This window comes from Butyrivibrio sp. MC2021 (genome assembly GCF_000621605.1).
GTDB lineage: Bacteria > Bacillota > Clostridia > Lachnospirales > Lachnospiraceae > Butyrivibrio.
Genome location: NZ_JHXX01000002.1, coordinates 296,330 through 320,726, shown reverse-complemented (window position 1 = coordinate 320,726; position 24,397 = coordinate 296,330). Strand labels below are relative to the sequence as shown.

Annotated in this window: 28 protein-coding genes; 6 read left to right on the top strand and 22 right to left on the bottom strand. The window is 46.5% G+C overall.

Annotation, left to right across the window (positions count from 1 at the left end):
• Position 1: 1 nt before the first annotated feature.
• From T359_RS0107350 to argC, 7 genes are all read right to left on the bottom strand, one after another.
• A complete protein-coding gene (locus T359_RS0107350; protein ID WP_026516912.1) occupies positions 2 to 655 on the bottom strand; it encodes a helix-hairpin-helix domain-containing protein in 654 nt (217 codons plus the stop codon).
• Between the two features lie 70 nt (positions 656 to 725).
• Positions 726 to 2,222: a sugar ABC transporter substrate-binding protein gene (locus tag T359_RS0107345; RefSeq protein ID WP_026516911.1), complete on the bottom strand. Its 1,497-nt coding sequence runs from the start codon at positions 2,220 to 2,222 to the stop codon at positions 726 to 728.
• Complete coding sequence (locus T359_RS0107340; protein ID WP_330370164.1) at positions 2,219 to 3,418, bottom strand: aspartate aminotransferase family protein; 1,200 nt, start codon at positions 3,416 to 3,418, stop codon at positions 2,219 to 2,221. The genes T359_RS0107345 and T359_RS0107340 overlap by 4 nt, the downstream gene beginning before the upstream one ends.
• Before the next feature lie 2 nt (positions 3,419 to 3,420).
• Positions 3,421 to 4,329 (bottom strand): acetylglutamate kinase, encoded by a 909-nt coding sequence (gene argB / locus T359_RS0107335; protein ID WP_026516909.1) that lies wholly within the window; start codon positions 4,327 to 4,329, stop codon positions 3,421 to 3,423.
• Positions 4,330 to 4,364: 35 nt separating this feature from the next.
• On the bottom strand, positions 4,365 to 5,588 hold the full coding sequence (gene argJ / locus T359_RS0107330; protein WP_026516908.1) for a bifunctional glutamate N-acetyltransferase/amino-acid acetyltransferase ArgJ: 1,224 nt from the start codon (positions 5,586 to 5,588) through the stop codon (positions 4,365 to 4,367).
• A gap of 11 nt (positions 5,589 to 5,599) precedes the next feature.
• Positions 5,600 to 6,043, bottom strand: a complete 444-nt coding sequence (locus T359_RS0107325) for a GNAT family N-acetyltransferase (RefSeq protein ID WP_026516907.1) — start codon at positions 6,041 to 6,043, stop codon at positions 5,600 to 5,602.
• 31 nt (positions 6,044 to 6,074) lie between these two features.
• Positions 6,075 to 7,127, bottom strand: a complete 1,053-nt coding sequence (argC, locus tag T359_RS0107320) for an N-acetyl-gamma-glutamyl-phosphate reductase (RefSeq protein ID WP_026516906.1) — start codon at positions 7,125 to 7,127, stop codon at positions 6,075 to 6,077.
• Between the two features lie 318 nt (positions 7,128 to 7,445).
• On the opposite strand from argC, the gene T359_RS0107315 reads away from it, so the two are divergent.
• From T359_RS0107315 to T359_RS0107300, 4 genes are read left to right on the top strand one after another with little or no spacing between them, the layout of a single operon-like run.
• Positions 7,446 to 8,669 (top strand): argininosuccinate synthase, encoded by a 1,224-nt coding sequence (locus T359_RS0107315; RefSeq protein WP_026516905.1) that lies wholly within the window; start codon positions 7,446 to 7,448, stop codon positions 8,667 to 8,669.
• Between the two features lie 3 nt (positions 8,670 to 8,672).
• Positions 8,673 to 8,966: a DUF1294 domain-containing protein gene (locus T359_RS0107310; RefSeq protein ID WP_026516904.1), complete on the top strand. Its 294-nt coding sequence runs from the start codon at positions 8,673 to 8,675 to the stop codon at positions 8,964 to 8,966.
• Between the two features lie 16 nt (positions 8,967 to 8,982).
• On the top strand, positions 8,983 to 9,708 hold the full coding sequence (locus T359_RS0107305) for a response regulator (RefSeq protein ID WP_026516903.1): 726 nt from the start codon (positions 8,983 to 8,985) through the stop codon (positions 9,706 to 9,708).
• 11 nt (positions 9,709 to 9,719) lie between these two features.
• Positions 9,720 to 10,556 (top strand): DegV family protein, encoded by an 837-nt coding sequence (locus tag T359_RS0107300; RefSeq protein WP_026516902.1) that lies wholly within the window; start codon positions 9,720 to 9,722, stop codon positions 10,554 to 10,556.
• Positions 10,557 to 10,628: 72 nt separating this feature from the next.
• Here the strand turns inward: T359_RS0107300 and T359_RS0107295 are convergent, their stop codons facing one another.
• The gene (locus tag T359_RS0107295; RefSeq protein WP_026516901.1) at positions 10,629 to 11,651 is read right to left on the bottom strand and encodes a substrate-binding domain-containing protein; all 1,023 of its coding nucleotides are present in this window, start codon (positions 11,649 to 11,651) and stop codon (positions 10,629 to 10,631) included.
• Between the two features lie 218 nt (positions 11,652 to 11,869).
• Here T359_RS0107295 and T359_RS0107290 point away from each other — a divergent pair, with 218 nt between their 5' ends.
• Positions 11,870 to 12,373 carry a DUF5721 family protein gene (locus T359_RS0107290; RefSeq protein WP_026516900.1) on the top strand — a complete coding sequence of 168 codons (504 nt, stop codon included), beginning with the start codon at positions 11,870 to 11,872 and terminating at the stop codon, positions 12,371 to 12,373.
• 3 nt (positions 12,374 to 12,376) lie between these two features.
• On the opposite strand, the gene T359_RS19665 is transcribed toward T359_RS0107290, so the two are convergent.
• The 7 genes from T359_RS19665 to T359_RS0107255 all read right to left on the bottom strand — a co-directional run bounded on the left by T359_RS19665 (position 12,377) and on the right by T359_RS0107255 (position 18,204).
• Complete coding sequence (locus T359_RS19665; RefSeq protein ID WP_051545070.1) at positions 12,377 to 12,739, bottom strand: Hpt domain-containing protein; 363 nt, start codon at positions 12,737 to 12,739, stop codon at positions 12,377 to 12,379.
• Between the two features lie 128 nt (positions 12,740 to 12,867).
• On the bottom strand, positions 12,868 to 13,941 hold the full coding sequence (gene prfA, locus T359_RS0107280) for a peptide chain release factor 1 (protein WP_026516899.1): 1,074 nt from the start codon (positions 13,939 to 13,941) through the stop codon (positions 12,868 to 12,870).
• A gap of 24 nt (positions 13,942 to 13,965) precedes the next feature.
• Positions 13,966 to 14,814, bottom strand: a complete 849-nt coding sequence (gene prmC, locus T359_RS0107275; RefSeq protein ID WP_026516898.1) for a peptide chain release factor N(5)-glutamine methyltransferase — start codon at positions 14,812 to 14,814, stop codon at positions 13,966 to 13,968.
• 2 nt (positions 14,815 to 14,816) lie between these two features.
• A complete protein-coding gene (locus T359_RS0107270) occupies positions 14,817 to 15,818 on the bottom strand; it encodes a DUF1385 domain-containing protein (RefSeq protein WP_026516897.1) in 1,002 nt (333 codons plus the stop codon).
• Between the two features lie 83 nt (positions 15,819 to 15,901).
• Positions 15,902 to 16,108 (bottom strand): 50S ribosomal protein L31, encoded by a 207-nt coding sequence (gene rpmE, locus T359_RS0107265; protein ID WP_022774079.1) that lies wholly within the window; start codon positions 16,106 to 16,108, stop codon positions 15,902 to 15,904.
• Positions 16,109 to 16,993: 885 nt separating this feature from the next.
• Complete coding sequence (locus tag T359_RS0107260; RefSeq protein WP_026516896.1) at positions 16,994 to 17,281, bottom strand: hypothetical protein; 288 nt, start codon at positions 17,279 to 17,281, stop codon at positions 16,994 to 16,996.
• Between the two features lie 32 nt (positions 17,282 to 17,313).
• A complete protein-coding gene (locus tag T359_RS0107255; RefSeq protein ID WP_026516895.1) occupies positions 17,314 to 18,204 on the bottom strand; it encodes a hypothetical protein in 891 nt (296 codons plus the stop codon).
• 139 nt (positions 18,205 to 18,343) lie between these two features.
• On the opposite strand from T359_RS0107255, the gene T359_RS0107250 reads away from it, so the two are divergent.
• Positions 18,344 to 19,504 carry a hypothetical protein gene (locus T359_RS0107250; protein WP_026516894.1) on the top strand — a complete coding sequence of 387 codons (1,161 nt, stop codon included), beginning with the start codon at positions 18,344 to 18,346 and terminating at the stop codon, positions 19,502 to 19,504.
• 44 nt (positions 19,505 to 19,548) lie between these two features.
• On the opposite strand, the gene T359_RS0107245 is transcribed toward T359_RS0107250, so the two are convergent.
• The 7 genes from T359_RS0107245 to T359_RS0107215 are packed head-to-tail and all read right to left on the bottom strand — an operon-like array spanning position 19,549 to position 24,379.
• Positions 19,549 to 20,166, bottom strand: coding sequence for a sigma-70 family RNA polymerase sigma factor (locus T359_RS0107245; RefSeq protein ID WP_026516893.1), 618 nt, complete (start codon positions 20,164 to 20,166; stop codon positions 19,549 to 19,551).
• Positions 20,167 to 20,200: 34 nt separating this feature from the next.
• Positions 20,201 to 20,959: a 23S rRNA (guanosine(2251)-2'-O)-methyltransferase RlmB gene (gene rlmB, locus T359_RS0107240; protein WP_026516892.1), complete on the bottom strand. Its 759-nt coding sequence runs from the start codon at positions 20,957 to 20,959 to the stop codon at positions 20,201 to 20,203.
• 11 nt (positions 20,960 to 20,970) lie between these two features.
• Positions 20,971 to 21,411: a Mini-ribonuclease 3 gene (locus T359_RS0107235; RefSeq protein WP_026517037.1), complete on the bottom strand. Its 441-nt coding sequence runs from the start codon at positions 21,409 to 21,411 to the stop codon at positions 20,971 to 20,973.
• Positions 21,396 to 22,820 carry a cysteine--tRNA ligase gene (gene cysS / locus T359_RS0107230; RefSeq protein WP_026516891.1) on the bottom strand — a complete coding sequence of 475 codons (1,425 nt, stop codon included), beginning with the start codon at positions 22,818 to 22,820 and terminating at the stop codon, positions 21,396 to 21,398. The genes T359_RS0107235 and cysS overlap by 16 nt, the downstream gene beginning before the upstream one ends.
• 43 nt (positions 22,821 to 22,863) lie before the next feature.
• Positions 22,864 to 23,331, bottom strand: a complete 468-nt coding sequence (gene ispF / locus T359_RS0107225; protein ID WP_026516890.1) for a 2-C-methyl-D-erythritol 2,4-cyclodiphosphate synthase — start codon at positions 23,329 to 23,331, stop codon at positions 22,864 to 22,866.
• A 20-nt stretch (positions 23,332 to 23,351) separates the two neighbouring features.
• Positions 23,352 to 23,663, bottom strand: a complete 312-nt coding sequence (locus tag T359_RS0107220; RefSeq protein ID WP_026516889.1) for an AzlD domain-containing protein — start codon at positions 23,661 to 23,663, stop codon at positions 23,352 to 23,354.
• On the bottom strand, positions 23,660 to 24,379 hold the full coding sequence (locus tag T359_RS0107215) for an AzlC family ABC transporter permease (RefSeq protein ID WP_026516888.1): 720 nt from the start codon (positions 24,377 to 24,379) through the stop codon (positions 23,660 to 23,662). Before T359_RS0107215 ends, T359_RS0107220 begins: the two co-directional genes overlap by 4 nt.
• Positions 24,380 to 24,397: the final 18 nt, after the last annotated feature.

The following is a 24,397-nucleotide window of genomic DNA, read 5'->3' as shown; positions in this document are numbered from 1 at the left end:
CTCAAACTGTTATCTTGTCACTTATTTTGGAAAAAAGCTTCTCCTTAATTCCGGAGATTTTCATGATATCTTCTTTTTGGCTGAACCTGCCGTTCTTATCACGGTATTCAATGATCCTGTCCGCCACCTTCTCTCCGATTCCGGGAAGGGTCATAAGCTGCTCTCTGGAAGCGGTATTGATATTGATAAGACTGCTCCCCGCTTCGGTCTGTCCGTCACCGGAATGAGAAACCGTATCATAAGAGAGTATCTCCGAAGCTCCTCCGGTACTGCTATCTGCCGTCTCCTCCAGTGTGGGAATATAAAGCTTCATCCCATCGCTAAGGGCCGCCGCCAAATTGACATAATCAGTATCCGCAGGGCTGTCAAAGCCTCCCGCAGCAATCACCGCATCATTGATCCTGGAATCCGGTGGAAGTTCATATACCCCCGGAGCCTTAACCGCCCCGCAGACATATACCACGATCCCCTGCAAAGATGCATCCTCACAAGCCTCTGCCGATGCGCAGTAAGAAGCCCCCGCTTCCCGGCTGTCAGATGCCTCCACAGCGCTTTCAAGATCCTCAACCTCCTTCAGAACAACCTCTGAAGAAGCCTTGGAACATCCCGTAAGACATAACAAGGTGATAAATAAAATCAATAATTTCTTTCGCATGTATCCTCCATGAGAGGACCCCGCCATGCATTTTTTATTCTAATTTATTAAAAAAAATTGTGCAAGCTACTTAATCACTATCCTCTGAAAGTCCATCCGTAATATCCACATTTACAGGATCCGGAAGTGTCTCTACTTCGTAGTTCTCTCCTGTAACCTGGGTCATGATTCTCTCGGAAACCTGCTTCAGAGTTGAGTTAGCATCCTCTCCGTTCCAGATCTTGGTAAAGGCGATCTCCAGCTCCATCCAGAGGTTACTGGTCTCAATGGTCTTGGGCATGGGAACAGAGTCATTATAAACATCCACAAAGGTATTAAGGTTCTTGTCACCATATTTCACGCCGTAGTGGGCTGCCACCTTGCCGGCCATGTTGTAGATATCGCCGGAATTGTCATTGCAAAGGTATCTGGCGAAAAGATTGGCTGCGCTGTAGTTCCTGGAAAAGCCGTTAACTACGATGCACTGGGTCACTGACATGGTCCTGGTTCCGAAATCTCCGGTAAGGCCCGGCATATCAGCAACAGCAAATTCGAAATCGCACTCTCCCGCAGCCTTGGCCTGATTTATCTTGGCCAGGATATCGGTTGTAGCCACGGTAAATACTATCTTGCCGTCGATAAAGTCCTTGGTGATGGTGTCGTAATCTATTTCCTTGGCATCAATAGCAAAGAACTGGTTGAGCTGCTGATATATCTTCATGCAGCTGATGGTGTCGGTATTGTAGATATCGATCTTGGATACGTCATCTCCTGCGCTGCCGCCTACGTTCATGTAGTTGCCTACAAAGAAGTAGTTGTAGAAAATGTCGGTAACGTCCCATTTAAATACGGCTTCAACCTGCTCAGGAGCGTTGTAGCTCTGGGCAAAGCCGAGAATGTCGGAAATTGTAAGAGGAAGTGACTCGGAAACCACCTCATCGATGACTTCCTGGGCGATGGTGCTCTCTGTGGCCGCCTCGTCTGTGGTCTCGGCAGATGAGCCTTCTGAAGAAGCATTGTCTGCCTCAGCCTGGGCTGCCTCGCCCTCAGCGGCGTCCATCTCGGACTGCACACGCTCTTTTGCCATATCCTCAAGATATGTCTTGTTGTAAATAAGTGAACTTGTTTCGAAATAGAAAGGATAAGCTATGTACTTATTCCTGTATTTAACGGAATTAACTGCCGCCAGAGGGAACATCTCCTCATCAAGATAGTCCTCACCGCTGTCGATCTCCATGGCAAGTCCCGCAAGATATGCCTTTTCAAGGGAATCGTTGGTAGTTATGTAAAGATCCGGATAGTTGTCATCATCGACTGATGCCTTGTTGATAGCCTCAAGGTACTCCAGGCCCGATACCAGAACGGGCTCTACCCTGACGCTTTTGCTGGACTCAGAAAAAGCAACAGCTTTACTCTGGAGATACGGGGTCAGTGAATCGTCCGTATACCAGAGTCTGACTGTTGTCTTCTCCTTGGTAAAAAGTGAATGATCTTCAAACACATTCTGCTCTGACCTGGCATAGACAAAGGCCCCTGCCAGTGTACAGGCTATTAGAATTATTGAATATATTCTTACTCTAAGCTTCATATACTCCCCAGACATGAATCCAGGATATCTATCATGTCATCAATGTTCTTCTTCGTAATAACAAGAGAGGGAACAAACCTGATGATCTCGCTTCCTGCGTTGATCAAAATAAGACCGTTTTCAAGAGCCTTACCGATAACCTCTGCTACCGGCCTGTTGAATACCAGCCCCTGCATAAGACCGGCGCCGCGTCTCTCAACGATGAAATCATACTTATCCTTAAGTTCATCAAGACGCTGCTCCAAATAGGGTGCTACCTCTTTCACATTCTCTATTATATTGTCCTCATTAAATAAATCAAGAACTTTATTGATTGCCGCACAGGCAAGGGGGTTTCCGCCGTAGGTGGTTCCATGGTCTCCGGCCACAAGAGAATTAGCTGCCGTTTTTTCGTTAAGAAGGAAGGCTCCCACAGGCACACCGCAGCCAAGAGCCTTGGCTGTAGTCATGATATCAGGCTTAATGCCGAACTTCTGCCATGCAAACATATAGCCGGTGCGTCCCATACCGCACTGGATCTCATCCAGGATAAGAAGGATGTCCTTTTCATCGCAGAGCTTCCTTACCTTGGTCAAAAACTCCTCTGTAGCAGGGAAAATACCGCCTTCGCCCTGAACGGTCTCCATTATGATGGCGCAGGTCTTGTCATTTACGCAGGCAAGAACGCTGTCGAAATCATTGATGTCAGCGAATTTGATGTTACCGATCATGGGCTCGAAGGCCTCTCTGTAGTGAGGATTGCCGGTAACAGACAGTGCACCGAAGGTTCTTCCGTGGAAGGAATGGTTCATGGCGATGATCTCATGGTCGTTTTTGCCATCCTTGAGATATGCATATTTCCTTGCCGCCTTAAGGGCGCCCTCCACAGCCTCAGCTCCGCTGTTGGTAAAAAAGACTCTGTCCATGCCGGATACAGCCTTGAGCTTCTTGGCAGCCTCGATGGCGGGCACATTGTAATAATAGTTGGAAGTGTGCATCAGCTTGTCGATCTGAGCCTTGAGGGCATCATCATAGTCCTTGTAGTGATAGCCCAGGGCAAAAACAGCTATGCCTGATACAAAATCCAGATATTTCTTGCCGTCCAGGTCATAGAGGTACACGCCCTCGCCCTTGTCCAGAACTATCTGATAACGGTTATAGGTATGAAGAAGTGCGCTCTCGGCATCTTCTATATATTTTTTCATTACTTCGCTCATATTTATGCCTCTTTTCTGTCTGCCTCAGCCATATCGTCTGTGTCTCCCATGAACATGGTTCCGATACCCTTGTTGGTAAAGATCTCCAGAAGAAGACAATGAGGAATTCTTCCGTCCAGGATATGGACCTTGTTAACGCCCTCTCTGATGGCGCTGGTGCAGTTATTGAGCTTCGGAAGCATGCCTCCGCCGATATTGCCGCCGGCGATAAGGGCATCTGCCTCGGAGCAGGTCATTCTGGAAATAAAAGTGGACTTGTCGTTAATGTCCTTGTAAACGCCCTCAATATCAGTAAGAAAGGCCAGTTTGTCAGCTCCTACAGCCTTGGCGATGGCGCAGGCTGCATCATCCGCATTGATATTGTAGGTGTCAAAATTGTCATCGAATCCGATGGGGGCAACGATGGGAAGATAGTCATTGTCCATAAGGTCAAATAAAACCTTGGGATCTACCTTGTCGATCTCTCCCACGAAGCCTATATCCTTGCCGTCGGAGTATTTCTTGGTTACATGCAAAAGTCCGGAATCCTTGCCGCTGATACCGATGGCCTTAACTCCCAGCTCCTGAACCATGGTGACAAGCTGCTTATTCACACGGCCCAGAACCATCTCTGCGATTTCCATGGTCTCTGAATCTGTGACACGAAGGCCGTTTACAAACTCAGCCTCCTTGCCCACCTTGGAAACCCAGGAGCTGATGGCCTTGCCGCCGCCGTGAACGATGATAGGCTTGAAACCAACAAGCTTAAGAAGTGTAACATCGGTGATAACGCTCTTTTGAAGCTCCTCGTTGCTCATGGCACTGCCGCCGTATTTTACAACGATGACTTTTCTGTTGAATTTCTGAATATAGGGCAGAGCCTCCACCAGAACCTCAGCCTTTTTTAAAACTTCCTGCATGTCCTTGTCCATTTTTCTCCTCCGGTTCAAATCTGTTTATTCATAAATCAGCTGCGATAGTCAGCATTTATCTTTACATAATCATAGGTGAGATCACATCCCCAGGCCGTGGCGCTCTCTGTTCCCTCGTGCATGTCAACGAATACGGTAACAGCGTCGGCCTTCATGATCTTGAGGGCCTCATCCTCATCAAATACAATGGGGGTTCCCTTGTCAAATACCTTCAGCTTGCCATTCTCACTCTCGAAAAAGAGCTCTACGTCGTTCTGGTCGAAATCGGCGCCGGAATAGCCCATGGCACAGAGGAAACGTCCGAAGTTGGCATCACATCCAAAGATTGCAGCCTTGGAAAGATTGGAACCAACGATGGCCCTTGAAAGTGTTCTTGCATCCTCCAGAGACTTGGCATTAACTACCTTAGCCTCAAAGAGCTTGCTGGCGCCCTCTCCGTCTGCAGCCATTTTCTTGGCCAGGAAGGTGCATACATATAAAAGAGCTTCCTTGAAGGTCTCATAGTCTGCATTCTCTGAGGTGATCTTCTCATTGCCCGCTTCGCCGTTGGCAAGGCAAAGCAGTGTGTCATTGGTGGAGGTATCTCCGTCAACGGTTATCATATTGAAGGTCTCTGCCACCACTTCGCTTACGGCCTTCTGTAAAAGACTCTTTTCTATGGCAAGGTCAGTGGTAAGAAAGGCCAGCATTGTGCACATATTGGGGTGGATCATTCCGGAGCCCTTGCTCATACCACCGAGAGTTACGGTCTTTCCGGAAACCTCGAAAGAAACAGCCACTTCTTTATTAACAGTGTCTGTGGTCATGATGGCCTTGGAAGCTGCTGTTCCTGCCTCAATGCTGCCATCCAGGGTCTTTGACATCTTCTCAACTCCTGCTGTGAGCTTGTCCACAGGAAGCTGCATTCCGATGACACCGGTGGATGCCACAGCAACTGTCTCATAGGGAACTCCCAGGCATTTCTCCACGGCCTTTGCAGTGGCCTCGCAGGCATCAAAGCCCTCTTTTCCCGTGCAGGCATTGGCAATTCCGGAGTTGATGACTACGGCCTGGCATCCCGCATCTGCCGCTACGATTCTCTGATCCCACTGAACGCAGGCTGCCTTAACCACATTGGTGGTAAAGGTTCCGCCGCATACACAGGGCTTTTTGGAATAAACAAATGCCATATCTGTTCTGTCTTTGTACTTGATATTAGCCTCGCAGCTGGCCGCTTCAAAACCGGTTGCTGCTGTAACGCCGCCTTCTATAACCTTCATCGCTTATCTCCTTATTTATTAAATACTGTAAGATTCTCATCATTCAAAGTAAAATCGTAGTAATTCATATCTGAGCGAAGGGTCCAGCCCATCTTCTGCCAGAAGCGGTTCCCAACCTCATTGGTGACAAAGGCGTTGAGGCAGACCTTGTTGATGCCCTCTTCCTTAAGCCTTTCGCAGCAGAACTGAACCATTTTCTTGCCGATACCGTGCATTCTGTATGCCTCGCTTACGCATACGTGGTAAAGACAGGCTCTTCTGCCGTCATTTCCGCAGAGGATCGCTCCCACTACCTTTCCGTCCTCTATATCCACCGCGCTGGTGGTGGGATTTCTTTTTATGAATCTCTCGATTCCCTCCCTGGAGTCGTCCATGGTCCTGATACCAAAGCCGTGAATTGACATCCAAAGCGCATATACTTCATCATAATCATCTATTGTCATGGCACGAACCATATCTGTCACCTGTTATCCTTTTCCTGAAAAATTATGGGAAGCAGGGCACTATCTCAAGGCCCATGGCTTCATCAAAGCCAAACAGAATATTCATATTCTGAACCGCCTGTCCTGCAGCTCCCTTAACAAGATTGTCGATGGCACCCATCATAATGACTCTGCCGGTACGCTCGTCGATCTTAAATCCGATATCTACATAGTTACTGCCCTCAACCCATCTGGTCTCGGGATAAACGCCATCCTCAAGAAGTCTTATGAACTTCTCATCCTTATAATACTTCTCATAGGCTGCTCTGATGTCAGCAGCTGTGGGGAGCTTGCCGTCCTTTTTCACAAGAGTGGCATACTCTGTGGCCAGGATTCCTCTGTTCATGGGAACAAGGTGAGGTGTGAAGTTGATAAGCATCTGCTTACCTGCCGCATAGCCAAGCTGCTCCTCGATCTCGGGGGTGTGTCTGTGATTGGCAACGCCGTAGGGCTTGCAGCTCTCGTTGACCTCGCAGTAGAGATTGGCAACCTTGGCTCCTCTTCCCGCACCGGAGACACCGCTCAGAGCGTCAACGATAAGAGTGTCGGGATCGATCAGTCCTTCTTTTAAAAGTGGATATGCTGTAAGTATGGAGCAGGTGGTGTAACATCCGGGATTGGCGATGAGCCTTGCTCCCTTGATCTTGTCCCTGTTGATCTCGCAGAGGCCGTACACCGCTTCCTCTATATAAGAAGGAGCCTTGTGCTCTATCTTGTACCATTTCTCATATACGGAAACATCCTTAAGTCTGAAATCTGCGGAAAGATCGATAATCTTTACCTTATTAAGTACTTCTTCATTAACAAGGGATGCGCAGAGGCCCTGGGGAGTTGCTGTGAAGATGACATCCACCTCTTTTGCCAGCTCATCCATATTGTCATCCAGACACTTGGCATCAACCAGTTTAAAAAGATTTCCATATAAAGAAGCAAACTTCTCATCTATATAACTCTTGGATCCGTACCAGACAACCTGTGCCTCCGGATGTCCGTAAATAAGTCTTGCGATCTCAGCCCCGGCATATCCGGTAGCTCCGATAATTCCAACCTTGATCATAGCCTCACCTTTCGTTTATACAATGTTTATGCATATTTTCAGGATTTATGCAGTGGTTTATGCATTTGATTATGCATTCTTTTATTCATAAGTGATTTTTCCACTAAACATGATTCAGTATACGACCATTAAAAAAAATATGCAATAGCTTATTTAAATAATTATGCATATTTTGATTATTTTTTAAATATTTATGCATTTTGTACTTGCATTTTATACATTCATGGTTTATATTGAATTGCAGAGGTCAGAAATCTATGGCCCAACATAATAATGATAAACGAAAAAATAATATAAAGAAAGATGAGGAAAACTGTTATGGCAAAAGAAAAGGTTATACTTGCATACTCCGGCGGACTTGATACAACTGCTATCATCCCATGGCTCAAGGAGAATTTTGATTATGAAGTAGTCTGCGTCTGCATCGACTGCGGCCAGGAGGAAGAGCTGGACGGACTTGACGAGAGAGCAAAAAGCTGCGGCGCAAGCAAGCTCTATATCCTCGATGTAGTAGATGAGTTCTGCGATGAGTACATCGTTCCCTGTGTAATGGCTCACGCCGTATATGAGAACAAGTATCTCCTTGGAACTTCCATGGCTCGTCCTCTTATCGCCAAGAAGCTGGTTGAGATTGCAAGAAAAGAAGGCGCTGTTGCTATCTGCCACGGTGCTACAGGTAAGGGTAACGATCAGATCCGTTTCGAGCTGGGCATCAAGGCTCTCGCTCCCGACATCAAGATCATCGCTGCCTGGAGAAATGACAAGTGGACCATGGATTCCCGTGAATCCGAGATCGAATACTGCAAGGCCCACGGCATCAATCTTCCATTCTCAGCAGATTCCAGCTACAGCCGTGACCGTAACCTCTGGCACATCTCCCATGAGGGTCTTGAGCTCGAGGATCCTTCACAGGAGCCTAATTACAAACATCTCTTAGTCCTGGGCAAAACACCTGAGGATGCACCTGATACACCTACCACCGTTACCATGACCTTTGAGGGCGGCGTTCCCAAGTCAGTTAACGGCAAGGAGATGAAGGTTTCTGATATCATCCGCACCCTGAACAAGCTGGGCGGCGAGAACGGCATCGGTATCGTTGATATCGTTGAGAACCGTGTTGTAGGAATGAAGAGCCGCGGCGTATACGAGACCCCCGGCGGAACCATCCTCTACGAGGCTCATCAGCAGCTTGAGGAGTTGATTTTGGACCGTGATACCTATACAATGAAAAAAGATATGGGCAACAAGTTTGCCGATATAGTATACGAAGGGAAATGGTTCACACCACTGCGCGAGGCAGAGCAGGCATTTATCGAGTCTACACAGAAGTATGTTACAGGTGAGGTTACCTTCAAGCTTTACAAGGGCAACATCATCAAGGCAGGCACCAAGTCTCCTTACTCTCTCTACAACGAGAGCATCGCATCCTTCAAGACCGGTGACCTTTACGACCACCATGATGCTGAGGGCTTCATCAACCTCTTTGGACTTTCATGCAAGGTTCGTGCCATGAAGATGCAGGAAGTGGAAAACAACAAGTAATACATGAATTCACTTATCATTACAATCGGGTATTTCTTAATTATTAACATTCTAGGGTTCGCCTTAATGGGAATTGATAAGCGGAGGGCGCGCACCAGCGCCTTCCGAATCCCTGAGGCGACTCTTTTTGCTATAGCGATTCTCGGTGGCAGCATAGGTTCCACCATAGGAATGCACTTCTTCAGACATAAAACAAAACACTGGTATTTTAAATTCGGTATGCCTATAATAATCTTGTTACAGGCTGTTCTGGTGGGGCTTTTGATATGGCTCCCCATAGAATTCAGTTTTATTTGAGGGAATGGGGTACGATATGCATATTGCGGTTTGCGATGACAATATAGCTGACAGAAAACAGACTGAGAGGCTCCTGGGAAGACAGTCTGACAGAATCTTCAAGGAGACCGGGGAACGTATTTATATCGATTCCTACGGCAATGTTCCTGCTTTTTTATCCTATCCGCAGATGTATGACGGCCTGTTTGTGGATATGGTTTTGGAGGATCCCAAGGGTCTTGAGGTGGCGCAGCTACTTGTTAAGGCCGGGGTTACAAGTCCCATCATCATGCTGTCCTCTTCCATCGATTACAAGAAAGCTTACGAAGAATCAGATTTCAGAACAGACAATATCTATTTCATGAACAAGCCCATCAGGGTTGCTGAGATCACAGCCATGGTGGATGAGATAAAAAAGGCTCAGGGTGATCCCATTAAGACTCTGGAGCTAAGAGGTAAGGACGGCACCTGCTACGCCAGGGGCGACGATATAGTCTGCGTTGTCAAGCAGGGTCCCGAGCTGGTCCTCTATATGAAGGATCAGAGCCAGGTGCGCATCATCAGCGATATTTACAATTTCTATGATCAGTGCGAGATCTTCCCGCAGATCTGCCCTATCACAGAAAAATGCCTGATAAATGTCAATCACATCGTTAAGAATTCGATGTTTAGTGTTACAATGGACAACGATATGGCCTTTAAGATTTCTTTGGTTTACAGAAATTCCATCAAAGAGGCCCGTGAGATATTGTCCCGTCAGTAAATGGAGGTTTTATGAGTTATAAGATTGTTGTAGACAGCTGCTGTGATCTTCCGGTTAAGTACAGAAAGGATCCTCATTTCCAGGTAGTACCCCTGATCCTGCAGATAGGTAACGATGTGATCGTGGATGATGACACCTTCGATCAGCTGGACTACCTTGCCAAGGTAGCAGCCTCAGATGAGTGCGCCAGAACCGCATGTCCTTCTCCGGAACTTTACATGGAAGCCTATAACACTGAGGCCGAGGACGTCTATGTTGTGACCCTCTCATCCAAGCTCAGCGGCAGCTACAACAGCGCCCTGCTTGGCAAGAACCTCTATCACGAAGAATACGGTCCCAAGAACATTCACATAGTTGATTCCCTCTCCGCCTGCTGCGGTGAGGCTCAGATAGCGCTTAAGGCTATGGAACTGGCAGAATCCGGAATGGCCTTTGAGGAGGTTGTAGAACAGCTTGAGGCCTACAGAGATGAGATGAAGACCTATTTTGTTCTTGATTCTCTCGAAACCCTCCGCAAAAACGGCAGACTTACCGGCATGAAGGCCCTTGTGGCCACCACTCTTAATATCAAACCCGTATGCTTGGGCGTTGCCGGTGAAATCGTTCAGAAGAGCCAGGGCATCGGTATCAGAAAGGCCCTTCTCAAGATGGTGGACATTGTAGCCCAGGAGATCAATAACCCTGAGACAAAAAGGCTTATGATCACCCACGTCAACTGCTACGAGCGTGCAGCCGTAGTCAAGGATATGATCCTTAAGAGAGTTCCTTTTCTCGATGCAATAATAGTGGATGCAGCCGGTGTTGCAACCACCTACGCGGGAGACGGCGGAATCGTAGTTACCTGCTAGAAACAAAGGGGCAAAGTAATAAAGTGATAATGCTTGCATAAATCACTTTATTACTTTGCCCCTTTGTTTATATCAACTAATTTTCTTTACACTCTCCCCTTCGACCATATGGCCTTCGAGGATCATAATGCCCTGTCTGTACCTCTCTCCGCTTATCTTTCTGATAAGGTTGAGCACCGCATTTCTTCCCATCTCGTAGCTGTCTACTCCGAAGGTTGTGATCCTGATATCACAAAGGCCCGGATAAAGATAATTGTCAAAGCCCACCACTGAGATATCCTCGGGAACCTTGTACCCCTTCTCATTGAGCCGCCTTATGAGCATGCTGGCTGCCAGATCGCAGTTGCAGACAAAGGCTGTGGGCATATCCTCCGGAAGCTTGAAGAAACGGTTGTAGTCCATGATTCCGGAATCAACCTCTCTGTCAGGAATGATCCAGTCCTTTCTGACGGGATGACCGTGCTCCATGATGGACTTGGTATAGCCCAGATATCTGTCTGTTATGGCGCCTGATGCAAGGACTGTTCCCACAAAGGCAATTCTGGTATGTCCCATACTGAACAGATAATTGGTAAGGCAGTATGCTCCGTTGTAACTGTCGGAAACCACTGCGTCCTCGTCCCCTGTATGATTGCAAAAATCAAGAAATACCATAGGAATACCCGTGCGAACCCTGATCATCTCAAGGAAAGCCTCATCCAGTCTTCCCACCACCACGATTCCGTCAACCTTGCGGTCCTCAATAAGTCTGGGAGTGATGAGATTCTTCTCATTATCCACGGAGACCACTTCCAGCATGGTAAAGCATCCTCTGTCCATGGCGATCTGAGAAACCTGCTGATGCATTCTGGTATAAAAGGAGCTGTACTCACTCATGAAATTCTCAGAGATGAGCACTCCGATTGTATAACTTTTATTGGAAAAATCGGCCTTTCTGGAAACAGATGGTATATACCCCATGTCATTGGCAAGAGCATGTATCTTCTCCCTAAGCTCCTCACTCATGCCTTTCTGCCCTGAAAGCGCCTTGGACACCGTAACGGTACTGACGCCGATTCTGTCGGCAATATCCTTTAATCGAACTGTTTTAGCCATAATATCCCCCTATATAAACTAAACCCACAAATAGTATAAACTAATTTTAGCTAAAATTATATTAACTAATCAGTCAAAAATTGTCGGAAAATTCAGAGATTTTTGTGTATTTTTTACCGAATAGTAATAAACGTTATTTTTATAACAATCTTTTTCAGGGAAATGTCCGACGATATGTGCTATACTTCTTAGAGATTTTAAGACAAGGAATCCGAAAAATGACTTCTGTAAAGATTACAAACAAAAAGAATTTTATGGCCAAGCTCCTGGCGGGAGAACTCTTTGATGAGTTCCTGGTGGAGGAAGCAGAGATAACAACCTTTAACACCTTCCATATCGACGGTCAGATCCGTAAGGAATTCTACAGGGACACCCAGGCGGATAACGCCGAAGAAAAGGCCTGCGCCGACTACTCTTCCTGGAAGGATCTCAAACAGATCTGCTATGACCTCATCAAAGGAAAGCGCACTCCCCTGTCCTTCAAATTTGTTTTTTACTTAAATGATGAAGCTAAGAGTAAGCTTATAAAAGAAGCGGATGCAGGCATAAATGAAGAACAAATTAAGCTTGCACTTAACATTCGTTTCATCAATGGTGATATTATCCTCACCACCGGCTGTGCCATCAGCATCTTTACTCTGGACAAGAGCATAGAAAAAGCCTGGGACAGTTACATCCCAAGCTTTCTTGATCAAAATTCCATCGAAAACGAAATTCTGTGATATTTATGTTGCCTGATATTTCTGAAGTATTGCGATCAGTGAATCGTACTTCGGTTTTATCAGGTCGTATTTTTCTTTGTAGCCGTTCATGGAGCCTGCCCTGAGGATCTCGGTGAGTTCACATACCGGAGTTAAGAATCCCTTAAGTCCAAGATTGGCGCCTACGCCCTTCAGGGTGTGTACCGCCTTGAAGGCCTCAGAAACATTGCCCTCCGCAAGATACTTGGTCAGGTCATTCATACTCTGGTCATTCAGGAACTTAAACATAAACCTTGCGATCAGATCCTCATTTCCCATGAATCTGTCCAAGATCTCGTTCCAATCAACGCCCCATTCGATTAGCTCTTCTTTAAATCCCGCGTCCATATGCCTCCTATCTGCATATTAACGAAATAAAATAAAAAGTTGTGCCATATAATGATTCTACACCATTTGATAAAGTGGTTCAATGGAGCTATGGGCTGTTTTATTTTTATTTAAGACTTTGCAAACCGTCAGTTTACAGCCTGCTCAGCCAGCTTGCTGGCCTGATCAGCAGCTATCAGAGCATCGATGAGCTCGTCTATATCTCCGTCCATAATCTGGTCTATCTTGTACAGTGTAAGGTTAATTCTGTGATCGGTAACCCTTCCCTGATGGAAGTTGTAGGTTCTGATCTTCTCGGATCTGTCACCGGAACCCACCTGACTTCTTCTAAGCTCTGCCTCGTTATTGTGCTGTCTCTCCTGCTCCAGCTCGTAGAGCTTGGCCCTGAGGACCTTCAGAGCCTTGGCCTTATTCTGCTGCTGGCTCTTCTCATCCTGACAGGAAATAACGATTCCTGTGGGGAAATGAGTAAGTCTTACGGCTGAATCCGTGGTGTTTACGCACTGTCCGCCGTTTCCTGAAGCTCTGAACACATCAAACTTGCAGTCGTTCATATCGATCTCAACTTCCACGTCCTCAACCTCAGGCATGATAGCCACGGTAATGGCTGAGGTATGGATCCTGCCGCCGGACTCTGTGGCTGGGATTCTCTGAACTCTGTGAACACCGCTCTCGAATTTAAGTCTTGAATAAGCTCCCTGGCCCTTGATCATAAAGCTGACGGTCTTGATGCCGCCGATACCGATATCCTCTACGCTCATGGTCTCAACGCGCCAGTTCTGTCTCTCGGCGTATCTGGTATAGACTCTGTACATGTCAGCAGCAAAAAGGGCTGCCTCATCTCCGCCTACACCGGCTCTGATCTCAACGATTACGTTCTTCTCGTCATTTGGGTCCTTGGGAAGAAGAAGGATTTTAAGCTCTTCCTCGAGCTGCGGGATCCTATCCTTTGCTTCAGAAAGCTCATCTCTCAGCATCTCCTTCATCTCGGGATCAGACTCCTCGTCCAGCATAGCCAGGGCATCCTCCACCGCCTGCTTACTCTTTTTGTACTCAAGATAGCAGTTAACAAGGGCCTCAAGGCTCTTTTGCTCCTTCATAAGGGCTCTGAACCTGTTCTGATCAGAAATAACGGAAGGATCATTGAGCTCCATGGTTATGTCTTCATATTTTCTTAAAATATCTTCTAATCTGTCAAACATCTCAATCCTCAATACAGGCTCATTTTAGAAATAACAAGCCCGGATAACTCTGTCGTTGCCGCCGTAGTCCTTGATGACTTCTATATCGTGATACTTGCCGTTTGCCTCCATAAGAGCCTTAACCGCATCTGCCTGGTCATAGCCTATCTCCATGATAAGGTATCCACTGGAATAGAGATAATTTCCGGCATTGTCCACAATTCTCCTGTAGAAGGTAAGTCCGTCCTCATCTCCGTCAAGGGCAAGTCTTGGCTCATAATCCTTAACCTCAGGGGCCAGCTCCTCTATGACGCTGCTGGCGATATAGGGCGGATTGGACACAATAAGGTCAAATCTCTTATCCTTTTCCGGAATCTCAGGGAAAAGATCTGTCTCAATAAACTCCGCTCTGTCGGCAAAGCCCAGCTGCTGGGCATTCTCCCCGGCAACTGCTAAGGCTGCAGGAGAAATATCCGTAGCCACAAGGCTTGTGTAATTGGTATAGTTAAGAACACTGAGTCCGATACAGCCTGAGCCGGTGCAGAGGTCCAGAACTCTCATGCCGTCCTCACAAAAGCGCATGGCTTCTTCCACCAAAAGCTCGCTGTCCTGCTCCGGGATAAGAACATCACTGCAGACCTTGAAGGTAAGTCCCATGAAATCCCAGGTGCCAAGGATATAGGCCACCGGCTCTCTCTTTTCCCTGCGGCCAAGAAGCTCATTATAAGTCTCCTGCTCCTTGTCCGTAACCTCCCTGTCGGGATGGGCAAAAAGAGTGCTGTGGTCGGTTCCGCAGGCATATTCCAAAAGGAGCCGGGCATCTAGCTTGGCTTCCGCTATCCCGGCTCTCTCTAATTGTTCGATTCCAGTTTGATATACTGTCCTGTAATCCATAATTATTTTTTCTCTTCCTCAGGCTTTTCGTCATCCTCAAGCCAGCTGTCGTCTATCTCGTAGCCGAAGGAATCCTTCAGGAACTCCTTCCAGTCAAATACTGCTTCCACAGACTTGATGGCAACCTTGACCATCTCCTCATCAGGCTCCTTGGTGGTAAGTCTCTGAAGGAGAAGTCCCGGTGCTGAAATAAGTCTCACCAGGAAGAAATCGGTTCTTCCCGCCAGTCTGATGATCTCGTAGGAAATACCGGAGATAACAGGAATAAGCAGGATCCTGACCACAACTCTCATAACATAGGAGTCCACCCTGATAAAGAAAAACAGGATGATACTGATCAGCATTACAAAGAGTATAAAGCTGCTTCCGCATCTCTTGTGAAGCCTGGAGCTCTTCATAACATTTTTTACGGTGAGAGGTCTTCCCTTCTCGATACAGTTGATGCACTTATGCTCAGCTCCATGATATCTGAAAAGTCTTCTGATATCCTTCATACAGGAAATAAGGAGAATATACAGAATGAAAATCACTATTCTCAGAACACCCTCGATAATGGCTATCATGGAATCATTTCTCACATATTTGGTAAGGTACTCAGACAGCGCATATGGAAGCACCATAAAAAGTGCGATGGCAAAAGCAAAGGAAACCAGAGTTGTGAGCGCCATGAGTAATGTATTCTCGTGGCCCCCGGATACCTGCTCCAGACCCTCGTCCAGCTTGGTGGCCTTCCTGTCATCCTCCTCATAGAAGGAAGATGAATAATTAAGTGACTTAAGTCCCAGGATCAGTGAATCTATGAATACAAAGATACCTCTGATAAAAGGTATGCTCAAAAGCTTGCTGCCGTAAGCTATGCCGTGATACTCATCCACCTCAATGGCGATGTCCCCGTCAGGCTTTCTGACTGCAACGGCATACATATCCTTATTTTTCATCATAACTCCCTCAAGAACGGCCTGTCCGCCTATTCCGGAGTAATGCTTAACCTTGCGTTTTCTCATATACGCCTCCCAAGCGAAAGAAATAGAAAGAAAAAGAGGTCGAGGCCATAGCCTCAACCTCTAATTATTCTCTGCATCTCAAATTACTGATTGTTCATGCCGTATTTCTTGTTGAACTTATCAATACGTCCACGAGCAGTTGTAGCCTTCTGCTGGCCAGTATAGAATGGATGGCACTTTGAGCAAATTTCTACGTGGATCTCGCTCTTAGTTGAACCAACTGTGAATGTGTTACCGCAGTTGCAAGTAACAGTGGCCTGATGGAATTCTGGCTGGATATCCTGTCTCATCTCTTATCACCTCTCTATATACAAATAATTCTTCTTATTACCTATAGTTACACCGCTGCCGTATTCACAACAGCTATATAACTTTAACATAATTTCATTTCATACGCAAGTACTTTTTTGAAAATATATGTTGTTGCATAAAATATTTATATTTATTCGCTATCCTACGGGGAGAGTTAGCAGGCCCTTCGCTACATCATGGCAAAATAAAAATGTGCTCGCATCGTTCCCCGAGGTGATTAAGGGCACTTCATCCAGCCGGCCAGGCTCGTTTCGCGTTGCTCAGAGCACTCACCTGACCGGTTGTCTGAAGCGCTCCTTAATCATCCTCGGTGCCCGAATGTCTCGCAATTTTCATTTCACCATAATGCATCAAAGAGCCCACCACCTCTCCCCTTATGTATTGAAATTATGACGAAAATTTAATTGCTCCAACTATCTTTCCCTCAAAAATGTACTTGGTATGAAAGATGTAAATTATGTTAAATGTGGTGCTCCCTTTTTCTTTTCCCGCCCTAATAGGATAAGTTTTCGCATTTTCTATAGTTTTATCCTACATTTTTTTGGAAAAAATAGGATAAGACCAGCGTTTTTGAACCATCTTATCCTATTTATTTTGCAAATATTTTCAATACTGATAATCTTTTTTCTTATAAGCGATAATTTGTAGGATAAGATTGCTTTGAACTGCTCATCTTATCCTATTTCTCATTTTTTCCCAAGCAAACAATCTTACTCAAAAATCCAACTCATATCCGATATCACCCATCAGTTCCTTGGAGGAGGCCGGGGTGCAGGGGCAGAGCCCCGCAAGTAACTACAGGCATCCATAGTATAAGCGCAAAACAAAGCGCCAGCATTGATAGCTGACGCTTGCATTTTGTCTTATAATCCTCCCAATCTCATCATAAAGATTGAGTACTCATCATTCTGAAAATCAAGGTCGGGGGAGTTCTCACCGCCTCCGTTGGTGCTGCGCTTGATCTCGGCGTAGAATTCCTCGCCCTGATTGACGATATCCATGACGGATATCTGAATGCCCTTGCTGCAGGCTATGTCGCAGAATGCAGATAAGGGATTCTCACTGTTTCTTGTGTCAAGAAGGCTCTGCTTAAGGGCCTCATCCTCTTTTGCCAAATCAAGTAATTTGTCCAGTTCTTCGGTAATGATCATAGGCTCCTCCTTATCTGCTTTGCATTTGAATATCAAAGCTTCCCCATAGTATAAAGCTCCTGATCCATAACGTTACATATAGGCTTATAGGATATTTGCTTAGCTTCCTTGCTGTCAGGAGCATCAGCGCAGATTACATCGCTGTTTTCAACATAGTATACAAAATATCTCCTGGGAGATTCAACTGTTTTCACGCACTTTTTGGGTAAATTCTGCTCATAAATATTGAATCTGCGGACTTTTATCGCTTTTCCATTGTTCAGCTGAACGATTCTGACCTTATAACGCTCTTCTTCCTCCCTGGTCTTCTCTGACAGATCCTCGTCAAAATAGCCCCTGGCATATCTGAAGGGATCGTTGCAGTCGTCCACAAGGATCAGAAACAAAGCATAATCAAGGGTTATGTACATGGCCAGAACAAAGCAAAAGTAAAGCAGGTGTTTAAGCCTAACTGCAGAGTAGATGTCCATAACTCCAAACTGCATGATGGCTGCACCAACCAGAAGTATCGATAAAAATACGAAAAATGGCTTTGATAAAGGTACTCTTTTTACAAGAAGCACCATGAGAACTATGAAAAATATGACTATATCGGCCAAAAGGATCAGCACACCGCCCCAGGTGGTCTCAGATATGCTGCCGGCAAAGATTCCCAGTGCCGCTGTCACTCCAAAAAGCGCAACCACGCAGATAAAAGCGGTAACTTTTTTGAAACTGCGCTTCTTTTCCAGCTTCTCTCTTTCCATAAGGATATTTATCCGGTCTGAAGTATTGTTCTGAAGAGTATTTCTGCAGATTCCAAAATAAAGCAGCAGGAAACTGAAGATCAGTAGAACTGCTGCAAAAACAGGAACAATAATGAAAAACTCGGGAACATAGCCGGAAAAATCGGTAGTCAGTTCATTTTGGATATCGTACCACATAGGAATTCCCCCATTTTCTAGAATATATTTCATTTTATCACTTAAGAGCTAAAGAATTAAACGTATTTATCCGATATAAAATGTGAAATGGATTCCTATACTCTTTTCCCGAAAAGAGCAGCATCACGGAGGATGCGACATGAGTATAATGATGATGACAAACCCAGGTTTATATAGCAAGAGAAATCAGAGCTATAAGTCTGGGAATTTTTATACTCAGAGGACCATTGCGGAGCTGAATAACGCCAAGACCGAGGGCCAGTACGAAGCCTCTATGAGAAAGCTGGAGTCCCAGCACAGAGAAGCCCAGAAGCAAACTTCCGTGGTTGATCAGGGAATCAGCTATGCCCAGTCCCTCCAGGCCTCCAGAACAAAGGCCAAGGAAGCTGCTCTCCAGAAAAAGAAACTCCAGTACAGCTATAATAAAATTTCTTCCCAGATCATCAGAAGCAAGACCTCTACCAGCGCAAGAAGCGCCGCTTCCGCAGCAAAAAGAGAGGTTATGCGCCTAAAGAGGCTTAAAGGGAATGAAGATTACGATCAGGAAGAACTTGAGATATCCATCGAGCACGCAAGGTCAATGGAGCGGGTTGCCAGGAAAAAGGTACACCACCTGCAACAGGAAGAGATGATTGAGCGGACAGGCAGCGGTATGTCCGAAGAAATAGAGGAAAGGGAGGAAGAATCGGATGATAGGACTGAAGATTCTGAGGATTATACGACTGATCCTGATAGCGATAATGGCAACGCAGATATTTCTGGTGAAGCTTATAGGAACTATGGCGCAGAAATGGCTGCCAACGCGCAATACTTAAGGGATCTGCAGGAAGAATATCAATATGAACTGGAAGAAGCCCAGGAAGAGATGATGGAAGGTCTTGAAGAAATGCAGGAGCTTGCATCTGAGAATTCTGAGGCTGTTTCTGATATGTCCGAAGAAATGATGGCTGAAATGGAACGGGCCATGGAAGACATGATGGAGGAGCTGGATCTCACTGAACTGGCTGAAACTCTGACCGCTCCGGATCCCAACATGACTGAGGACGATCTTAAGATGCTGAAAATCAAGCATCGAAATAAAGAAATGAAGGATATAGTTAAAGCGGATGCCGACTACATGAAGGCCATCTTTGACAAGCATGAAGCCGACATGAATAAAGGCGCATCATCGGGCCTCTCCGGTTCCACAACCTCTGCTCCCGCAATCGGCGCAGCAGGAGGCTCCTCATCGCCTGCACCAACTCCCCATGTCACAATTCCTCCAGCCTACGGCTCAGGAGGGTTCAGTATAACCATATAAAAAAGCGTCGACACTTCTGCCGACGCTATATTTTTGTCCATATATCACAGATATTTCTTAAGTTTATGCCTGATTCTCTGCATTGCATTATCCGTGGACTTCTCGTCCCTTCCAAGAACTGCGGAGATCCGCTTAACGCTCATGCCGGTGACGTAGAGGTCCAGAACCTGGCGCTCCAAGGGGCTCAGCTCTTTGTCGATGGCTTCCTCCAGGGCTTTGAGGTTCTCCTGCTCCATCACATGTTCTTCCGGGATGAAGCTTGAGTTAGACTCCAGAATATCCTCCAGGGAATACTCAGCGTCCGTCTCAGAATCCTCACGCCTTGCATAAAAGGAAATATAACTGTTCAGTGGCCCGTGCTTTTTTCTGGCGGAGGCCTGAATGGCGGAATACATCTGCCTTGAAACACACAAATCCGCAAAAGTCAGGAAATTGGCATCCCTTCCGATGTCATAATCTCTGATGGCCTTGAAGAGCCCGATCATGCCCTCCTGAATAAGGTCATCCCTGTCGGCTCCCAAAATGTACATGGAACCCGCTTTTTTCCTGACAAGATTCTTGTATTTATTCATGATATAGTCAACGATATCCGGCTCATCTCCGTCATGTATCCTGACAATCAGCTGCTCGTCGGACTCATCCTTATATCTTCTGGTATCCATGAGTATTCTCCCGGTTTACCTGTAACAAAAAAGATCAGTTCATTCTCTGTCTTACGATCTCAAAAGCAAGAACTCCCGCAGCTACGGAAGCATTCAGGGAATCGATGTCTCCCTTCATGGGAATGGAAGCTATCATGTCGCATTTTTCCTTAACAAGTCTTCCTACTCCGCTGCCCTCGTTGCCGATAACAAGGCCGATGGGGCCCTTGAGGTTAAGGTCATACATCTTGGTTCCGCCCATGTCGGCGCAAACGAACCAAAGTCCCTGGTCCTTGAGCTCTTCTATGGTCTGAGCAATATTGGTAACCTTGGCTACCGGTGTGTAATTGATGGCACCGGCTGAAGCCTTGGCAACGGTGGCTGTAAGTCCCACAGCTCTGTGCTTGGGAATGATGACACCGTGGGCTCCCGCAAGGTTAGCTGTTCTGATGATGGCTCCCAGGTTGTGGGGGTCTTCGATGTTATCAAGAACGATAACAAAGGGATCCTCGCCCTTTTCCTTTGCCTTGGCAAGGATGTCCTCAACCTCCGCATACTCATAGGATGCGGCATAGGCCAGAACTCCCTGGTGCTTGCCGGTTTCTGAGAGCTGATCCAGTCTCTCTTTTTTAACAAAGCTGATAACTGTGTCCTTGTGCTTCTTGGCCTCACGAAGGATTGACTGTACAGGCCCGTCCTTGCAGCCATCCAGCACAAAAAGCCTGTCCACACTCTTTCCTGAACGGAAAGCCTCTAAAACGGCGTTACGGCCCTCAATTATTCTGCTCTCAAAGTTCTCTTCATTATTACTCATAAATATTCCTCTTATAAAATGTCTGCGCCGGTGCGCATAAGGCCTTCCTTAACTATCTCGCAGGCCCTGTCCATGTTTCCTGTAAGATAAAGATATCCCATAACGGCTTCAAACCCTGTGGCAATCAGATACTCACCGGTGCTGGCGTTCTTGGCCTTGGTGTGGGGCTTGGAATTTCTGCCCCTCTTAAAGATATCAATCTCGTCCTGGGTCAAAAAGTCGTCCATCAGCGCCTTCACAATGGCTGCCTGGGACTGAGCCTTAACCACGCCGCTGGCCCTCTTGTGGAGGTTGTTGACAGCGGTATTGCCCTTATTGACCAGGATCGATCTTACTATCACATCAAATATGGCGTCCCCGATATAAGCCAGTGTCAAAGGCGAATAGGTCCTTATATCCTGGGGAACTATATCAAATTGTTCATTAAAATACGAATTTAAATCAACTGCCATTTAACTCCCTCACGAGTATCCTTGATCTCGACACCCTTATCAAGAAGCTCCTGTCTGATGGCATCAGCTGTGGCGAAATCCTTCTCCTTCTTGGCTGCTGCTCTTCTCTCGATGGCATCAAGAATGAACTTTTCAAGCTCAGGATCAACGGATGCACCTTCCTTGGAAGCCTTGGCATGTCCGATAAGATCAAGTGAAAGAACCTTATCAAAGCTCTCGATGATAGCCAGCTTGGTGGCATCATTGGTATCAGCCTTCAGGACATCATACAAAACAGTGATGGCCATGGCTGTGTTAAGGTCTGCGCATACAGCGTCCGCAAACTTCTCTTCAAACTGCTTCTTAACTGCCTCATCCACAGCGCCGTCTTCCTTAAGCTCTGCGATTCTGTTAATAAGCTTGTTAAAAGCGCCTGCTGCCTGATCCAGGGCTTCAAATGAGAATACAAGAGGCTTGCGATAGTGTGACTGGAGGCAGAAGAATCTGTAAACCAGCGGATCATAGCCCTTTTCCTTGAGAACAGACACAGTGAGAATGGCTCCCTTGGACTTACTCATCTTGCCGGACTGATCGTTCAGGTGGTTGGAATGGAACCAGTATTTGCACCACTCATGTCCCAGATAACTCTCAGACTGAGCAATCTCATTGGTGTGATGAGGGAAAATATTGTCAACGCCGCCGCAGTGGATATCGATGAACTCGCCCAGATGCTTCATGGAAATGCAGGAGCACTCGATGTGCCAGCCGGGATATCCAACACCCCAGGGGCTGTCCCACTTAAGGGCCTGATCTTCAAACTTGGACTTGGTGAACCAGAGAACGAAGTCTGTCTTGTTCTTCTTGTTGGTATCCTCTTCTACGTCGTCACGAACGCCGATCTCCAGCTGCTCTTTTTCAACTGCAGAAGAGAAAACATAGTAATCATCAAGCTTACTTGTGTCAAAATATACATTGCCGCCGGCAACATAGGCAAAGCCCTTCTCAAGAAGAACCTCTACCATGTGAATGAATTCGGGGATACAGTTGGTGGCAGGCTCCACGATGTCAGGACGCTTATTTCCCACAGCATCGAAATCTGTGAAGAAAGCGTCTGTGTAGAACTTGGCGATCTCCATAACGGTCTTGTGTTCTCTCTTGGCACCGGCCAGCATCTTGTCCTCTCCGGTATCCGCATCGGATGAAAGGTGTCCTACATCGGTGATGTTCATAACACGCTTAACCTTGTAGCCCGCATACTCCAGGGACTTGATAAGGGCGTCCTGCATGATGTAGGTTCTGATGTTACCTATATGGGCAAAATGGTAAACGGTAGGACCGCAGGTATACATTGAAACTTCACCCTCTACTCTCGGGATGAAATCCTCAACCTTTCTTGACAATGTGTTGTAAAAAGTAAATGAATGTGCCATCTATGTGTACTCTCCTCGAACTTATTTTTCCATACTGATCTATTTATTTAAGAAGGCAAATGGACTGGGAGGAAATTCCCTCTCCTGTTCCGGTAAAGCCCAGACCCTCTTCTGTTGTCGCCTTGACATTAACCTGTGTAACATCAATCCCCAGGGCATCTGCAATGTTCTGCCTCATGGTATCGATATGAGGTCTCATTTTGGGCGCCTGTGCAATTATTGTAGCATCAATGTTCTCAATTACAAAGCTGGTCTCTTTCAGCATTCTGCCCACTTCACGAAGAAGCGCCATGGAATCCGCACCCTTGAATTTGGGGTCCGTATCCGGAAAATGCTTGCCTATATCTCCGAGAGCTGCTGCCCCCAGAAGAGAATCCATTATAGCATGTAAAAGAACATCTGCGTCAGAATGTCCCAAAAGTCCCTTCTCATAAGGAATCTTAACTCCGCCGATGATAAGGTCTCTTCCCTCCACAAGGCGATGAACATCATATCCCATTCCTATTCTCATTGCAAATCTCCTATATTAAATCAAGTTATTCTCAGGAAAATCTCAACCACAAAGGCCGCAGCGCAGGCACAGCCCGCCACCGTGAGAAGACTCTTTTTGTTAAAAGCAAGTATCAGCGCCACTGCAAATCCGGCGATGGATGATGCCATGTAATCTGTTGCACTAAGTATAGCAGGAAATGTCATGGCCGCAAGTGTCGCGTAAGGTACATAGTATAAAAATGATTTGATAAAGGGGCTCTTTATCTCCTTCCTGATAAGAGTCAGGGGAAGGGCCCTTATAAGGTATGTCACAACGGCCATCAAAAGAATATAAAGATAAACTCTGCTCATCGCTGCACCTCCTCTTCCTTCTTGGGACAGATAAGAGCAGCTGCCGCCGCAACCACCACTGTTACGATTATGATCCTGAAGCCTCCGGAAATAGCCTTAAGAACCGGAGCATAGGTAAATATTGTGCTAAGGACCATGGCGCTTATAACCACAGCCATAACTGCCTTACTCTTTCTGGTGTCCGGAATGATGATAGCTATGAACATGCCGTAAATAGCAAGACCCAGACAGCTGATAAGCCTCTCCGGCAGGAGCTGTCCTGCCACGGAGCCAAGGATTGTTCCCATGACCCAGCCGAAAACCGAAGTGACGATAAGTCCATAGGAATAAAGAGGATACAGCTCTCCTGTTCTCAAAGCGCTGAGAGCAAATATCTCATCGGTGACACCGTAGGATATGGCAAGCCTGTGTCCTGTGGGGACCTCTGGCTTGAGCTTCTGTGAAAGTGCAGTGGACATCAGCATGTACCGCAGATTGATTATCAGCTGCAAAATCGCCAGTTCCACAAAGCTGCCGTTCCTGGCAATTACCTCAAGAGCCGAGAACTGACCGGCGCTTGTTACATTAAGAAGCGATGTCATAGCGGCCTGAAAGGTTGTCATGCCTATCTTTGAAGCCTCTATTCCGAAAGCAAAGGACACAGCCAGATATCCCAGACACACCGGAACAGCGTGCTTGCACCCCTGCTTAAACTCATTTATATCTCCAGCAATCATTTTTTCATAGTCCTCATC

What these genes read in the sequence shown, in the direction of transcription:
- ispF (WP_026516890.1), bottom strand. Translation starts at nt 23,331, where the DNA reads ATGAGAATAGGAATGGGATATGATGTTCATCGCCTTGTGGAGGGAAGA.
- rpmE (WP_022774079.1), bottom strand. Translation starts at nt 16,108, where the DNA reads ATGAGACAGGATATCCAGCCAGAATTCCATCAGGCCACTGTTACTTGC.
- T359_RS0107315 (WP_026516905.1), top strand. Translation starts at nt 7,446, where the DNA reads ATGGCAAAAGAAAAGGTTATACTTGCATACTCCGGCGGACTTGATACA.
- T359_RS0107270 (WP_026516897.1), bottom strand. Translation starts at nt 15,818, where the DNA reads ATGAGAAAACGCAAGGTTAAGCATTACTCCGGAATAGGCGGACAGGCC.
- T359_RS0107235 (WP_026517037.1), bottom strand. Translation starts at nt 21,411, where the DNA reads ATGGCAGTTGATTTAAATTCGTATTTTAATGAACAATTTGATATAGTT.
- T359_RS0107250 (WP_026516894.1), top strand. Translation starts at nt 18,344, where the DNA reads ATGAGTATAATGATGATGACAAACCCAGGTTTATATAGCAAGAGAAAT.
- T359_RS0107260 (WP_026516896.1), bottom strand. Translation starts at nt 17,281, where the DNA reads ATGATCATTACCGAAGAACTGGACAAATTACTTGATTTGGCAAAAGAG.
- T359_RS0107325 (WP_026516907.1), bottom strand. Translation starts at nt 6,043, where the DNA reads ATGGTTCGTGCCATGACAATAGATGATTATGATGAAGTATATGCGCTT.
- T359_RS0107220 (WP_026516889.1), bottom strand. Translation starts at nt 23,663, where the DNA reads ATGAGCAGAGTTTATCTTTATATTCTTTTGATGGCCGTTGTGACATAC.
- T359_RS0107290 (WP_026516900.1), top strand. Translation starts at nt 11,870, where the DNA reads ATGACTTCTGTAAAGATTACAAACAAAAAGAATTTTATGGCCAAGCTC.
- T359_RS0107305 (WP_026516903.1), top strand. Translation starts at nt 8,983, where the DNA reads ATGCATATTGCGGTTTGCGATGACAATATAGCTGACAGAAAACAGACT.
- T359_RS0107295 (WP_026516901.1), bottom strand. Translation starts at nt 11,651, where the DNA reads ATGGCTAAAACAGTTCGATTAAAGGATATTGCCGACAGAATCGGCGTC.
- argB (WP_026516909.1), bottom strand. Translation starts at nt 4,329, where the DNA reads ATGGACAAGGACATGCAGGAAGTTTTAAAAAAGGCTGAGGTTCTGGTG.
- T359_RS0107255 (WP_026516895.1), bottom strand. Translation starts at nt 18,204, where the DNA reads ATGTGGTACGATATCCAAAATGAACTGACTACCGATTTTTCCGGCTAT.
- argJ (WP_026516908.1), bottom strand. Translation starts at nt 5,588, where the DNA reads ATGAAGGTTATAGAAGGCGGCGTTACAGCAGCAACCGGTTTTGAAGCG.
- T359_RS0107350 (WP_026516912.1), bottom strand. Translation starts at nt 655, where the DNA reads ATGCGAAAGAAATTATTGATTTTATTTATCACCTTGTTATGTCTTACG.
- rlmB (WP_026516892.1), bottom strand. Translation starts at nt 20,959, where the DNA reads ATGAGTAATAATGAAGAGAACTTTGAGAGCAGAATAATTGAGGGCCGT.
- T359_RS19665 (WP_051545070.1), bottom strand. Translation starts at nt 12,739, where the DNA reads ATGGACGCGGGATTTAAAGAAGAGCTAATCGAATGGGGCGTTGATTGG.
- T359_RS0107310 (WP_026516904.1), top strand. Translation starts at nt 8,673, where the DNA reads ATGAATTCACTTATCATTACAATCGGGTATTTCTTAATTATTAACATT.
- prmC (WP_026516898.1), bottom strand. Translation starts at nt 14,814, where the DNA reads ATGGATTACAGGACAGTATATCAAACTGGAATCGAACAATTAGAGAGA.
- prfA (WP_026516899.1), bottom strand. Translation starts at nt 13,941, where the DNA reads ATGTTTGACAGATTAGAAGATATTTTAAGAAAATATGAAGACATAACC.
- cysS (WP_026516891.1), bottom strand. Translation starts at nt 22,820, where the DNA reads ATGGCACATTCATTTACTTTTTACAACACATTGTCAAGAAAGGTTGAG.
- T359_RS0107340 (WP_330370164.1), bottom strand. Translation starts at nt 3,418, where the DNA reads ATGAGCGAAGTAATGAAAAAATATATAGAAGATGCCGAGAGCGCACTT.
- T359_RS0107215 (WP_026516888.1), bottom strand. Translation starts at nt 24,379, where the DNA reads ATGATTGCTGGAGATATAAATGAGTTTAAGCAGGGGTGCAAGCACGCT.
- T359_RS0107245 (WP_026516893.1), bottom strand. Translation starts at nt 20,166, where the DNA reads ATGGATACCAGAAGATATAAGGATGAGTCCGACGAGCAGCTGATTGTC.
- T359_RS0107300 (WP_026516902.1), top strand. Translation starts at nt 9,720, where the DNA reads ATGAGTTATAAGATTGTTGTAGACAGCTGCTGTGATCTTCCGGTTAAG.
- argC (WP_026516906.1), bottom strand. Translation starts at nt 7,127, where the DNA reads ATGATCAAGGTTGGAATTATCGGAGCTACCGGATATGCCGGGGCTGAG.
- T359_RS0107345 (WP_026516911.1), bottom strand. Translation starts at nt 2,222, where the DNA reads ATGAAGCTTAGAGTAAGAATATATTCAATAATTCTAATAGCCTGTACA.